11 protein-coding genes are annotated in these 13,187 nt (G+C 48.2%); 5 read left to right on the forward strand and 6 right to left on the reverse strand.

Annotation, left to right across the window (positions count from 1 at the left end):
• Window positions 1–36 precede the first annotated feature (36 nt).
• The 3 genes from OI18_RS17960 to OI18_RS17970 are packed head-to-tail and all read left to right on the forward strand — an operon-like array spanning window position 37 to window position 2,609.
• A complete protein-coding gene (locus OI18_RS17960; protein WP_052273363.1) occupies window positions 37–606 on the forward strand; it encodes an RNA polymerase sigma factor in 570 nt (189 codons plus the stop codon).
• Window positions 606–1,733 carry an energy transducer TonB gene (locus OI18_RS17965; RefSeq protein ID WP_039142380.1) on the forward strand — a complete coding sequence of 376 codons (1,128 nt, stop codon included), beginning with the start codon at window positions 606–608 and terminating at the stop codon, window positions 1,731–1,733. Before OI18_RS17960 ends, OI18_RS17965 begins: the two co-directional genes overlap by 1 nt.
• A gap of 39 nt (window positions 1,734–1,772) precedes the next feature.
• Window positions 1,773–2,609 carry a DUF2911 domain-containing protein gene (locus OI18_RS17970; protein ID WP_039142382.1) on the forward strand — a complete coding sequence of 279 codons (837 nt, stop codon included), beginning with the start codon at window positions 1,773–1,775 and terminating at the stop codon, window positions 2,607–2,609.
• 86 nt (window positions 2,610–2,695) lie between these two features.
• Here OI18_RS17970 and OI18_RS17975 read toward each other — a convergent pair whose 3' ends face one another.
• The 5 genes from OI18_RS17975 to OI18_RS17990 all read right to left on the reverse strand — a co-directional run bounded on the left by OI18_RS17975 (window position 2,696) and on the right by OI18_RS17990 (window position 10,188).
• Window positions 2,696–3,118, reverse strand: a complete 423-nt coding sequence (locus OI18_RS17975) for a hypothetical protein (RefSeq protein WP_039142384.1) — start codon at window positions 3,116–3,118, stop codon at window positions 2,696–2,698.
• Window positions 3,119–3,127: 9 nt separating this feature from the next.
• Entirely contained in the window at window positions 3,128–4,825 is a 1,698-nt protein-coding gene (locus tag OI18_RS17980; protein ID WP_039142386.1) for a sodium:solute symporter family protein, read from the reverse strand.
• A gap of 141 nt (window positions 4,826–4,966) precedes the next feature.
• Window positions 4,967–5,131, reverse strand: a complete 165-nt coding sequence (locus OI18_RS24820) for a hypothetical protein (RefSeq protein WP_162836160.1) — start codon at window positions 5,129–5,131, stop codon at window positions 4,967–4,969.
• A gap of 16 nt (window positions 5,132–5,147) precedes the next feature.
• Window positions 5,148–7,655 carry a PIG-L family deacetylase gene (locus OI18_RS17985; protein WP_039142387.1) on the reverse strand — a complete coding sequence of 836 codons (2,508 nt, stop codon included), beginning with the start codon at window positions 7,653–7,655 and terminating at the stop codon, window positions 5,148–5,150.
• 10 nt (window positions 7,656–7,665) lie between these two features.
• On the reverse strand, window positions 7,666–10,188 hold the full coding sequence (locus OI18_RS17990) for a M14 metallopeptidase family protein (protein ID WP_039142388.1): 2,523 nt from the start codon (window positions 10,186–10,188) through the stop codon (window positions 7,666–7,668).
• A 163-nt stretch (window positions 10,189–10,351) separates the two neighbouring features.
• Here OI18_RS17990 and OI18_RS17995 point away from each other — a divergent pair, with 163 nt between their 5' ends.
• Window positions 10,352–10,927 carry a transposase gene (locus OI18_RS17995; protein ID WP_039142389.1) on the forward strand — a complete coding sequence of 192 codons (576 nt, stop codon included), beginning with the start codon at window positions 10,352–10,354 and terminating at the stop codon, window positions 10,925–10,927.
• A 119-nt stretch (window positions 10,928–11,046) separates the two neighbouring features.
• Window positions 11,047–12,753, forward strand: a complete 1,707-nt coding sequence (ggt, locus tag OI18_RS18000) for a gamma-glutamyltransferase (RefSeq protein WP_039142390.1) — start codon at window positions 11,047–11,049, stop codon at window positions 12,751–12,753.
• Window positions 12,754–12,792: 39 nt separating this feature from the next.
• Here ggt and OI18_RS18005 read toward each other — a convergent pair whose 3' ends face one another.
• Window positions 12,793–13,014: a PspC domain-containing protein gene (locus tag OI18_RS18005; RefSeq protein ID WP_039142391.1), complete on the reverse strand. Its 222-nt coding sequence runs from the start codon at window positions 13,012–13,014 to the stop codon at window positions 12,793–12,795.
• Between the last annotated feature and the right edge of the window lie 173 nt (window positions 13,015–13,187).

Raw genomic sequence — 13,187 nt, forward strand, 5'->3', positions numbered from 1 at the left:
AATTACATAAATTGCCGGGTGCCCTGAACTGAAAATTTGAATTTTCTTCGAACCATACCCGGTACTGACTCCACTGATGAGGAACTTGTCGACGTATATCGGCACCACGGCGACCTGCAGGCACTTGCCACTTTATATAACAGGTATATGGACCTGGTTTTCGGTGTATGCCTGAAATACCTGGAAGACCGTGAAACATCGAAAGATGCCGTTATGAATATCTTCGAAGAGCTTGTGGTGAAACTGAAAAAACATGAAGTGGACAATTTCAGGAGCTGGGTGTATACTGTCGCAAAAAATCATTGCCTGATGTACCTGCGAAGCAATAAACAGCTAAAAACAGTTGAATTGCCTGAATCGCTTGTGCAATCGGCAGAAAATCCGCATCTGAATGGAAAGCTGCAGCAGGAAGAACATTTCAGGCTGCTGGAGAAATGCCTGCAGGCGCTGGCAATTGACCAGCAGCAGGCAGTCAGGATGTTTTACCTGGATGAAAAATCGTATAAGGAAATTTCTGACTCTACCGGCATGGACTGGAACAGGGTTCGCAGCCTGATCCAGAACGGGCGGAGGAATCTCAAAAACTGCATGGATAAAAACAGCTGATGGCAGAAGAGAGGAAACATACCAACACATACAGTGCGGCCGATATTGAAAAATATTGGACAGGTAAACTCACGCCTGCAGAAATGCATGCCATGGAAAAGGCAGCGCTTGATGACCCATTCCTTGCAGATGCCATGGATGGGTATTCAGGGCTGTCAGGTGGCATCCAAAGCGATTTGAAAGAACTACAGTACAGGCTTGAAACGCGAACCAGGCCAGGTCGTAATTTGGTAATATTAAACTGGTGGAAACTGGCGGGCGCCGCAATAATCGTAGTAAGCCTTGGTGCACTTGCCTATTTACTGCTTAACCGGCAAGGTGAATCGCGGCTGGCCATGGAACAGGCAAACAAGCAGGAGGAGAAATCGAAACAGGTAATAACTGATTCAATGCAAGGATCTGTGCACGATTCTTTGCAGCAAATACTTCCGTATACCCAGGAGCCAGGTGCATCTGCACCGAAGGAATTGTCTAAAGCAAAGGCGCAACCGAAAATTCCTTCTAAAATTATTCATGGAGTAGTTAAGGACAATGAAAATCGCCCCGTTGCAGATGCGTCGGTGGAGCTGCAGGGCAAAATCCCTGGAATTGCCATAACAGATTCAGCCGGCAGATTCCGGCTTCCAGCCGGTGATTCTGCAGTGAACCTGAACGTTGTTTCTGAAGGGTATGCGATCGCCAGCCGGAAAATTGAGCAGTCGGAAGCCTCAAAAGAAATCCAAATTCAACTTTCTGGCAAGGTTGCTGGTGTACAGGTGGACAATGGCACGAGAAGGAGTAAGAAAGCTTCAGCAGCATCAGCAAAGGCCGATGAGCCTGCAGCAGGCAATGTGGAACATGCAACCGGAACAGAATCTGCTTCGGTGGCTGAACCTGCGAATGGCTGGGAAGCCTTCCGCCTGTACCTTAACTCGAACAAAAAGGTACCCGACAGCCTGAGGTCCGTTCATGGTGAGGTGGAACTGGAATTTAATATCAACCGCCTTCGCAAGGTTTCTGAGATAAAAGTCATCCGCTCACTGCATCCGGCACTGGATTCCCAGGCCGTAAAGCTGCTTGAAAACGGTCCCCGCTGGAAACCGATCGACGGGAAACGTACAGGTATAACCGTAAGGATAGGATTTTGACCATTATGCCCTACTTTTGAGACTTAAACTCATGCCACCATGAAAAAGTTATTGCTTTCCTTTTCTGTAGCAATTTGCCTGCTTCAATCTGCAGAAGCACAGCAGTTGCGCACTCCCGCACCCAGTCCGTCTTCCAATATCAAACAGGAATTTGCACTGTCAAATGTTGAAGTAGCTTACTCACGTCCCGCTGTGCGTGGCCGTAAGATCTTTGGCGACCTCGTTCCTTTTGGAAAAGTATGGCGTACCGGTGCTAACAATGCGACAACCATAACCTTTGGAGAAGATGTTACGGTAGGTGACAAACCAGTTCCTGCTGGAAAATATGGACTGCTCACAATTCCTGGCCAGGGAGAATGGACCATCATTATCAGTAAGCAACTTGATGTAACGAGCCCCGCGGCTTACAAACAGGACCAGGACGTGGCAAGGATCAATGTGAAAACTGCACAGGTTCCTTTCACTGTGGAAAATTTCATCATCGTGTTTGATGATGTAACAGCGACAAGCATGAACCTGGAAATGCTGTGGGAGAACACAAGTGTAAGCTTTCCCATTAAGGCAAACATTGATCAGAAGATCATGGGCCAGATCGACAACCTGATGAACAAGGATAACCGTCCTTATTTCCAGGCAGCCATGTATTACATGGAAAACAACAAGGACCTGAACAAGGCCGTGACCTGGCTGGATAAAGCAATCGAGCAGAATCCGAATGCCTTCTGGGTTTACCATCAGAAAGCCAATGCGCTGGCAAAGCTGGGCAAAAAGCAGGATGCCATCACTACTGCAAACAAATCAATTGAACTGGCAAAAGCAGCCCAGAACGATGATTACGTTGCCCTCAACCAAAAGCTGATCGCTTCACTCAAATAACTTCTGACCTCACTCCTGAGCATAAAAAAATCCTGCATAATGCAGGATTTTTTTTATTCCGACCGTCCTAAATTTTTCCTTTCTCTTTACCTGACTCTCTCAAACTGGAGTTTACATCCCAGGCAACTGACCCATGGCCTGAATGTGAGCGATTCGATTTCAAATTTGTCATTTCTTTCCAGCCATTCGAATGGGAAATAGGTATAATCTTTAATGAGTGATGACTGTTCGAACCAGGCAATCCCGATTTCGTCTTTTTGCATCGCTACAAACCACTTGTAACTATTCCTGATTTCCTGCGCACGCGGGTGAGTACGGTAAGCCATGGAATTGTCGAACAGTACGACACCGCCCCTTTCGCGGGTGATCACCAGCGTATCTGCACGGTGGTTAACGTCTACCCACACTCCCAGTAACTCGCGCCCGGATGGTTCGTTTTCCTTTTTACAGGAACCCATTGCGAGCATAGCTGATGCCAGCAGCAAGATCCAGGTAAAGCGGTTTCTCATCAGCGTGGTTTATGCCTTTGACCGCCGGAAGAACAATAACGTTGCATGGATCATTAAAGCGATCAGGACCAGGACGAGGGCGCCAATGGCATTGAGCCATAAAAACCCGATTTTGGATTTCCAGAAAAGCAGTATCACAATGGCTTCAGTGATAATAGCACTCCAGAATACAGGTCCTGCCCCTACCTTTTTCAGGAAGAAGGCCACCAGGAAAATTCCCAGGATCACGCCATAAAAAAGTGACCCCAGAACGTTTACAGCCTCAATAAGGCTTCCCATATTGTTGGCAAACTGTGCAACCACAATACAGAATATGCCCCAGGCAAATGTGTACCATTTGGATAAACGATATTCTTCGAGTGGTGAATCCGGAGGCCGCGCATATTGCTGGTGGATATCGCACATGGTGGACGAGGCCAGCGAATTGAGCGCAGCTGCAATGCTTCCCCAGGCAGCCAGAAATATTACGGCGATCAAAAGTCCGACCAATCCTTTCGGCAGGTGATCGACTACGAACCGGAGGAAAACATAATTGGTATCATTGATATCCGCAGCCGGTACCGCACTCCTGAGAGTAGATTTGTATTCAGTCCGGGTTTCTTCCATGGAACGCTGGTTGGCAGAAAGTGAATCCAGTAATTGCGTATTCGTTTGCTGGTCAACGTAAGCCCTTACCATTTTTGCCTGTTCGCCGGCTTTCTGCTGGTACCGCACCTCGATTTCGTCCAGTTTCCGGTGAGCTACCGAATCGGCAACCGTGCCGGAAACTGCCTGGTTAAAAAACACAGGCGAAGGATTAAACTGGTAATAGGTAAAAACAAGTACGCCGACCAGCAGGATAAAGAACTGCATCGGAACTTTCACAAGGCCGTTCATCAACAGCCCGAGCTTGCTTTCCGATTCACTCTTCGCAGTGAGGTATCTTCCCACCTGGCTTTGATCTGCACCGAAATATGAGAGGGCAAGGAAAAAACCACCTATCAGTCCGCTCCAGATATTATACCTGTCGGTCCAGTCGAACCCCTCCCCATTGGTTCCGGTTGTAATCACATTAAGCCTGCCCATCTTTCCGCTGACTTTCAGGGCGTCGATAAATCCTACACCTTCTGGCAGCAGGTGTACCATCATGTAGGCGGCGATGAACATGCCGGTGAAAATGATGAGCAGCTGCAGTTGTTGTGTGTATGCAACTGCCTTGGCCCCGCCTGTTACCGTGTAAATGATGAGAAGTCCACCCATGAAGATGTTCGTCCAGTAAATATTCCAGCCCAGCAATGAAGAAAGGATTATCGAGGGCGCGTAGATACTGATACCTGTTGACAATCCGCGGGAAAGCAGGAACAGCAGGGAGGTAAACGTCCTTGTCCTTTTGTCAAATCTTTGCTCCAGGTATTCGTAGGCTGTGTAGACTTGCAGCTTGTGGAAGATCGGCACGAAGAAGACGCAGATAACGATCATGGCCAGCGGAAGTCCAAAGTAATATTGGACAAACCGCATCCCGTCGGTAAATGCCTGTCCGGGTGCCGAAAGGAATGTAATTGCACTGGCCTGTGTTCCCATTATGCTCAGGAGCACAAGGTACCAGGGCATGGTGCGGTCGCTTAGGAAATAGCCATCCAGGTTTTTACTTGCATTGCTTCTATAGAGACCATAGGCAATGATTCCCGCAAGTGTGACAATTAAGACAATCCAGTCTGCTGTGCTCATGAGAAATATTGGGTGAAGAAATGAAACCCAATAATCTGGAGCACCAGGAAAAGCATCACCAGTATATACCAGTGCCGCCATGATCTGAATACAGGAATATCATCTCCGGATCTCATTGCAATCGTAATTTATATTGTGAAATTATTTGTTCCTTCTGCCTGAAATCATCCCTGCTGCGAGGAGTCCGAGGCCCAGGCCTATAATGAGTCCAATGTGTACCCGTTTGATGAACATCCCGATCACCAGTCCGAGTACGAGGCAAACCACGATACCTATATCTCTCCTGCCCTGATTTTGAGTAGCCATTTAACCTGCTTTCTTTTTAAAACGCTTTCTTTTTGTTTAAAGCAATGAGGTTAGCCATTAACCTGTAAGCACCCGGCACACCGGCAGGTAACTGCCGGAAAAATACCAGTCCCGTATAGACGAAGCTTCCCTTTCCATACTTAGTTACGATCAGGCTTCCCAGGTCAGCCTGCTCACCCGGGTCGCTCATACTGAATACAGTTTCATACTTGCTATCCCAACTTGCAGCATGGTAAATGCTTCGCTCCTGCACCCAGCCTTCAAAATCCTTCGCTGTTATTTTGTTCGGGAAATTCAGGATGGTATGGCTAGGATTGGTTATGTTAACTATTGCTTTTTCATCGGTGATCCTGGTACGGGAAATATTAAACGGGTACGGGCCGATTTTTGCCTTTACCGGTCCGATCTGGCTCGAAGTATTATATTGAACGATCAGGTTCCCGCCACCGGCGATATAACGCATCAGCTTGTCGTAATAATTATTGAGCGACTCCTTCACATTATATGCCCTAACCCCGGTAATGATGGCATCATAACGCGAAAGATCGGCCGAAGCCAGCGCCTGGTCATCAAGTATTTCCACCATATAGCCCATTTGCTTCAAAGCATCGAGAACTCCGTCACCCGAGCCCGGGATATAACCGATAAACTTACCCTCCGTGATGATTTCTTCATGGATAACCTTGATGCTGTTCGGAGTAAAATAATGCACCGAAGGAATATGATCATACTGGATGAGCTTCATCGCATTATTGTATCGGACGCTCTTGTGCGTATCGGGGAGTTCAATCCATGGATAGATCCTTTCCGGTTTTTCCTTTGCAAACAATGAGTCATAGGAAATGGTAAATGCCTGCTGGATGTACCGGTTTTGCGGAAGCACCTGCGGAAGATTCTTTTCCTTCGGCTTAACACTGTTTAAATATTCGAGCCGGATACTTCCCCTGGCCGTATCACGATTTGCGTATGGCTTGTAGCTGACCTGGAAATACTGCGGATGTTTCGGTTTAAGGTTTGCCAGCAAAACAGGTGGCACTGCTCCTACTACAATTGGCGGTACTGTGATGACCGGCTGGTAGATCTCGCCTTTGACCGGGTCTGTATATTTATATTTCAACGGAAGATCTTCCGCGAAATGGAACTTTCCGATACTGTAAGTTATTTTGATCGAGTTTACCGGGTTCTGTGCGTAACCAATCAGTAACCTGGTATTCACATTGAAGCTGCCGGTATCCATCTGCTCCCTCAGCCAGTAGGGCTGGTCCGTTGAAAAGTCCTGCCGCACCACCTGTTTGATCACGGCCTGGTACAATTGGTTATAGGTAGTAGACGGTGTAAGCTGGAACATGGTGTCAGCCATATTAACCCTTACATTGCTCACCTGCACATTGCTGCGGTTTACGAGATTGAAGGTAACCTGCAATGAATCTCCGGTAACAGCCATCTGCTGGTTGGCCACAGCCTCGAAGTATAGCCCTGTGGCTGCTTTAACCAGGTCGTTGATCTCTTTTACCTTTTGTTGTCTCCAGTAATCGTCCGTGACTTTTTCGCTGATTTGCTCCCGTAGCTGAAGAAGAGCCGGAACTATCGCGGAAGGATTGACTGGCTGGAAAGCACTCACCAGGGAATCAATCTTTTTATCGATTTCCGGCATTGAGATTCTTGCCCAGGTAGTAGCCTGGCCTTCCATCAGGTCGCCTGGAACTGCGGTGCTGTCAAGCGGCGTGAAATATTCGTATGCTGATCCCCGTTGGCGGGGAACGCCAAAGCCCTGGCTTTTGTGCTGGCTGCGACTTTCTGCTGCCACTTCTCCGTAGCTCCTGCCAAGCAGCGGGTTATATCCGCCAACATCAAGTTTGTACTGGCTTTCGCTTTGGGTGTTGAGTCCACCGAAATTGAAGGTATTCCACATGATGCGCTTCACTTTCCATGGCTGAACATACGCGAGCTGGTCGGCAAACTTTGCGGGATCAGCAGCTGCCCTCACTGCTTCAATTGCGAGCACTGCAGATGCAGAGTGATGGCCGTGGCCTGCACGATTGTCGGGCGGAAACCTGGTTATGATCACGTCGGGCCTGAATTTACGGATGACCCAAACTACATCGCTAAGGATCTTTTCTTTATTCCATACCCGTAAGGCCTCGTCGGTGGACTTTGAAAATCCGAAATCAAAGGCCCTGCTGAAGAATTGTTCTGCGCCGTCAATCCGACGGGCTGCCAACAGTTCCTGTGTCCGGATCAACCCCAGTGAAACTCCCTGTTCATCTCCAATAAGATTCTGACCACCATCGCCCCTTGTAAGTGAAAGGTAACCGGTGCGGTATTTCCGGTCCTTTGCGAGGTAAGCAAGCAGCCTTGTGTTTTCATCATCGGGATGTGCGGCCACATACAAGACGGCGCCCAACACTTTCAGCTTTTGCAAGCCAACCAGGATATCGGCTGAAGATTGAACCTGCGGAGATTGCGCAGTTGCGGTGATCCGCCCTGCCAGGAATATGGCTGTAACTATTAACCATTTTTTCATTAGTGAAACTTTACTGTCCAACTAAAAATACTGCATTGCACAAAAGTAACTTTCCGTTTTCCCAGAAACTGCGGAAAACCGGGTTATCGCCAAGATATACTACCTGGCCGCGTCCGATTTCCTGCACACCCATGAGCATACCATCTTTCAGTTTATCTTTCAGGCGGCTGCCGGTGAATCCACTGATATAATTGTCTTTTTTAATAACTCCGACATTCCAACCGTTTTCTTTTATGAACTCATAGATGTTTGTGTCCTGCTTGAGTGTGTAATAAAACTCGGGGAACCCGAAACCCAGTGGATGCGTGTTATCAAGTTCCACCCGGAAGATAGATCCGGGCATGCTTGTCATGAGCCAATCGCGTTCGCGGTTCTCATACTTGCGGAGTAAAGCGTAATCCACCTTCTTCGCTTCGTCTTTATCATCGTCTTTCTTATCGTCGTCCTTTTGCTTTATTCCCCAGTCGGCCTTGGCCATCTGGGCTACAGCGCTTTCGATTGAAATGATCTTTCCTCCCCTTCGAACCCAGCTCTTCAACTCTTCATTTGTTTCTTTCTTTCCGAAGAAGTCATAATAACCGTCGGGCAGGATAAGCACAGTATATGAATTCATTCCCTCGTTCAGGAAATCGGCCGCACTCATTATTGTAATGGGATAACCAAGCTGCTGATCGAAGAAATGCCAGATCTCTCCCATGCCGAGGGACGAGATATTTTCCCCTGCAAGCATGGCTACCTTCGGCGCGTTGATCGTGCGCACCCGATCAGAGCCGAAATCGAATCCCTTATCGACAAAACCCGAGGTGATCGGGTAAACTTTTGTGCCTGTATTTTTTGCGGCTTCTTCAAGAACCTGTTGTACGGGCTTTGATGCATTGGATGCTTTCGTAATCAGCAGGGTTCCCTTTTCAAAACTTTCCGTTCCACTGTTGAATGGCTGTTCAGCATACCGTACCCGAATTCCTTTCTGCAACATTGAAGACAACAGGCGGGCGCTGTTGAGTCCATCCCATTTTATTGCATAGGCATAAGCATTGGCCATTGCTGCCTGCGATGCCGTTTGGGCAGGAGGCGTTTTTGATGTACCGGTAATATATTGCTGTACCCCATAAGTTTTTAGTCCATATGCAAACGGAACGGCCCAGGCAGTGATGTCATAAGTTGCCGAGTCGCTGAGTTGAGAAGTCCTTTCAAACAGCACCTTAATCAGGTTTCCTTTTGGCTGGTTGATATTGATAACGATATCACCCTGAGTTGTAGAGAAGGATTCCTGCTTCCCGGTGAAATAGTTCAATCCTTTAAGGGAAGCGGTATTTGCGTACGACCAGTCGATGTCATTCCTGTCGAGCAGTTCCTGCAGCCTGGTCATGCGGTCCGTGCTGTCGTTCCTGACAACCCATGATTTGAACTCACCCGGCGGATGGTTGATCACATTGTTGAAATAACTCCGGAATTCACGTACAACGCGGGAGGCGTTAAGCGAAGTAATCTCGACTGTGCTGATGCCAGTGGTGAAATGATGCAGGGCACGTTCGCGGAGCGTGAGGGTATCACCGTCTTCATTAATGATGCCGAGCCCGGCGCGGATTCCTCCCTGTTCATAGGTCATACCAATCGAACCATTGTATGTCGGATAGGTATCCCCGTAAGACGGATAGAAAAGGTCAAACCTTTCCTTGGTGAAATACAGCCAGCCATTCTGGTCGAAGTATTTTGCGTGGTTCTTCCCGATCATGATCTGGAAGTCACGCTGCCATTTACTGATTACCTCGTGGAAAGGTTCCGCGGCAGGCGCGAAGTAATAGGGCTCATTGAAACCTTGTTCATGAAAGTCGACATGAACCTGTGGCAGCCATTGGTTGTATTTCTTCACCCTTGACCTGCTTTCGACCTGCGATTGCCAGGCCCAGTCACGGTTTAGATCAAAATTATAGTGATTGCTCCTGCCACCGGGCCAGGGTTCGCGGTGCTCACGCGCAAGTGGCTGTGGATTTACATTTTTGCCGATCATGGTCGTGTACCAGTTTACATAACGGTCACGCCCATCCGGGTTCAGGCAGGGATCGATTAGTACTACCGTATTCTTCAGCCATTCCTTTGCGCGCTGACCTGATGGATTAACCAGTTCGAACAGCGTCATCATTGCCGCTTCCGAAGAAGATGTTTCATTGCCGTGAACGTTGTAGCTGAGCCATACTATTGCAGGTGCATTCTCGTTCGGCGCCATTTTATCCTTGGCCGAGTTTGCGAGACGGAGGTTATTCAACCGGATCTGTTCAATCGAGGCAAGGTTTTCCGCAGATGCGATTGTCGCGAGGAGAAGAGGCCTGCCTTCCGTTGATTCGCCATATTGCTCCACCTTCACCTGGTTTGGCACCTGTTGAGCAACATGCTGAAAATATTGTACGATCCTGTAATGGGGGGTATACCGTGTTCCCACTTCGTAGCCCAGGAACTGTTCAGGGGATTGCAGTTGTGCCATTGCCGAAACTGAGACAATAGCTGATCCAAGCAACAATAGAAATCGTTTCATCGACGGTTTATTTTTAAAAAAGAAGTTGTGAAGCTAAGGAATTAACCCGTCGGGTGCCACCCGACGGGTGGCGAACAATTGTTAACATCTGTTGAAAAACGGGAAGAAAATCGGGTTATTAAACGCTGGCAGGGGCAACCGAAGATTGCAACTTTTGTCAAAAATGGGTACCAAGTTTGCTAAAATCGTTCCAGGTCACTTCTTTCACATCTGCAACAGGGCAGTAGGCAGTGAGCCTTTGTTCCTGCTTCCCGCAGACTATTATTCCTTCCTTGACCGGATTGGGAAGTTTGTTATTCCCGCTGCAGAACTGCATGCGTATTGCCTAATGTCCAATCACTATCATCTCCTGGTGAGAGTCAGGGATGAGGTTAAGCCTGAATTTTTCATTAGCCAGATGAATCGATTACAAAGTACATATGCCAAAAAATTCAATTTCATCAATGAAAGAATTGGTGGCCTGTTTATGCGGCCATTCAAACGGGTCATGATTGAAACAGAGGCTCACCTCATTACAACCTTCTGGTATATTCATCGAAACCCTCTTCACCACTTAATCACGAGTGACTGGGAAAGTTGGCCATACTCATCATATAGTCATTACCTGAGGGAAGAACCAGGCATATTGACTACAAATTTCTTTAAAGATCTTTTCGGCGGCGCTGAACAGATCAGGCAGCATCATCGTCTTCAGGCCGACTATTACTGGCGCGAGCACAGATCACTTACACTTGAATAATAAACTCCGTTTTCCGCATTTTGGGTGTATTAACCTTTTTTTACCCGACGGGTGAGACCCGACGGGTGAGACCCGACGGGTTAATAAAAGCATTATTTTTATCCCTTAACATCCGTTAGATGAAATCAAGTTTATTGCTGGGGGTGGCCCTGTGGGCATTTGTTGCGGCGGCGGCGCAGTCGCCGGTTGTGAAGCTGGATCCGTACAATTATGCCAGCCAAAAGAGTTTTACGGGGAGGAATGGTGCGGTGGTTTCAGCGCATCCACTGGCAAGCCAGGCAGGTGTGAGCGTATTAAAAAAGGGCGGGAATGCTATTGATGCCGCTATCGCGACACAATTGGCACTGGCTGTAGTATACCCGGCAGCAGGAAATATCGGCGGCGGCGGATTTTTCGTGGCCCATCTCAGTACGGGTGAGAACATCACCATTGATTTCAGGGAGAAGGCTCCGCAAAAGGGTCATCGCGACATGTATCTTGATCCGGCAGGGAATGCCGTGCTGGATAAAAGCCAGAATGGTCACCTTGCGGCAGGCGTTCCCGGCGCAGTAGCCGGTATCTTCAAGGCACTGAAATATGCGAAGCTGCCTTTGTCGCAACTCATTGCGCCTGCCATTGAACTGGCGGAAAAAGGTTTCGTAATTACGCCGTCGGAAGCAGAAAGTCTCAATGACGACCGGCCCAACTTCATTAAATACAATACGCGCCCGGTTGCGTTTGTGCGTGACCGGCCATGGCGAGGTGGAGATACGCTGTTCCAGCCGGAACTGGCGCAAACGCTTAAACGAATCAGTGAAAAAGGGCAGGCTGGTTTTTATAAAGGCAAAACGGCAAAGCTGCTGGTGAAAGAAATGAAACGGGGTGGAGGAATTATCAGCAGGAAAGACCTAAGCCAGTATGACGCTAAGGAAAGAACTCCAAGTGAATTTACATATAAGGGGCACCAGATCATTACAATGCCATTGCCAAGCAGCGGTGGCGTATTATTGCCGATGATGCTGAAGATGACGGAAAGGTTCCCGATCGCTGAGTATGGGTTTCATTCGCTGAAGGCAGTGCAACTGATGACAGAGATCGAAAGGCTTGCTTACGCCGACCGGGCAAAGTATCTCGGGGATCCCGATTTTTATAAGGTACCGGTAAAGGAACTGACCAGTGAGGCTTATATCAGCAGCCGTCTTCGGTTATACCGCCCCGATATGGCAGGCAACAGCCAGGAGATCCAGTCAGGCATAGTGGCCAAAGAGAGTGAAGAAACCACGCACCTCAGTGTCGCAGATGGCCAGGGAAATGCTGTGTCCATTACTACAACCCTGAACGGTGGTTACGGGTGTTATACAGTTGTCGGCGGTGCGGGTTTCCTGCTAAATAATGAAATGGACGATTTCAGCGTAAAGCCCGGGGTACCGAATATGTATGGAGCCGTAGGCGGTGAAGCCAATGCCATTGTGCCCGGGAAAAGGATGCTCAGTTCCATGACGCCTACGATCGTGCTAAGGAACGGCAAGCCCTACATTGTTGCCGGAACACCGGGTGGCACTACGATTACTACGTCTGTATACCAGACCATCGTAAATATGCTGGATTTCAATATGGGTCCGGACGATGCGGTAAACAAGCCGAAATTTCACATGCAGTGGCTGCCTGATCTTATTTCAGTGGAGAACGATTTCCCGGAAGAAACGCTGGAAGGCCTGAGGAAAATGGGATATACCATTAAGAAAAGGGGCCAGATCGGAAGAACCGAAGTAATCCGGATCCTGGCTGACGGCACAATAGAAGCGGTCGGCGACAAAAGAGGTGACGACGCTGCCGAAGGTTACTGAGCCGGATATACGAATTTGCAGGGAACATCAGCCAACCGGTCAAAAATACCGGAGCGGGTTTCGTTTTCCTTCATATATATACTGCTTGATATTCATCCAGAATGCAGTAATAATATAGAAGATTATGGGTGAACCCATAGTCAGAATGGAAGTGTACATAAAGTATTTACGGATCGTTGCAGGCGCGATACCCATCTTGTCACCCAGGTACGAGCAAACACCAAACACATGCCACTCTATAAAGTGTTTGAAGTTCTTCATAAAGCCAAATTAGACATTTTCAGACAAATTCACTGGTTAAAAGGTTGGAAAGGGAATTGCTTTTTCGGTAAATTCGCGGTTCCCGAACCTCACACCCGCTTACAGCAAAAAACGGGACCTGGACGGGCAACACTACCACCCGAATTTTCGGGATAAACCGCAAACTTCAAACA

Source organism: Flavihumibacter solisilvae, from assembly GCF_000814475.1.
GTDB lineage: Bacteria > Bacteroidota > Bacteroidia > Chitinophagales > Chitinophagaceae > Flavihumibacter > Flavihumibacter solisilvae.

Coding starts and splice junctions, on each gene's coding strand:
- OI18_RS17965 (WP_039142380.1), top strand. CDS start 606: ATGGCAGAAGAGAGGAAACATACCAACACATACAGTGCGGCCGATATT.
- OI18_RS17970 (WP_039142382.1), top strand. CDS start 1,773: ATGAAAAAGTTATTGCTTTCCTTTTCTGTAGCAATTTGCCTGCTTCAA.
- OI18_RS17975 (WP_039142384.1), bottom strand. CDS start 3,118: ATGAGAAACCGCTTTACCTGGATCTTGCTGCTGGCATCAGCTATGCTC.
- OI18_RS17980 (WP_039142386.1), bottom strand. CDS start 4,825: ATGAGCACAGCAGACTGGATTGTCTTAATTGTCACACTTGCGGGAATC.
- OI18_RS24820 (WP_162836160.1), bottom strand. CDS start 5,131: ATGGCTACTCAAAATCAGGGCAGGAGAGATATAGGTATCGTGGTTTGC.
- OI18_RS17985 (WP_039142387.1), bottom strand. CDS start 7,655: ATGAAAAAATGGTTAATAGTTACAGCCATATTCCTGGCAGGGCGGATC.
- OI18_RS17990 (WP_039142388.1), bottom strand. CDS start 10,188: ATGAAACGATTTCTATTGTTGCTTGGATCAGCTATTGTCTCAGTTTCG.
- OI18_RS17995 (WP_039142389.1), top strand. CDS start 10,352: ATGGGTACCAAGTTTGCTAAAATCGTTCCAGGTCACTTCTTTCACATC.
- ggt (WP_039142390.1), top strand. CDS start 11,047: ATGAAATCAAGTTTATTGCTGGGGGTGGCCCTGTGGGCATTTGTTGCG.
- OI18_RS18005 (WP_039142391.1), bottom strand. CDS start 13,014: ATGAAGAACTTCAAACACTTTATAGAGTGGCATGTGTTTGGTGTTTGC.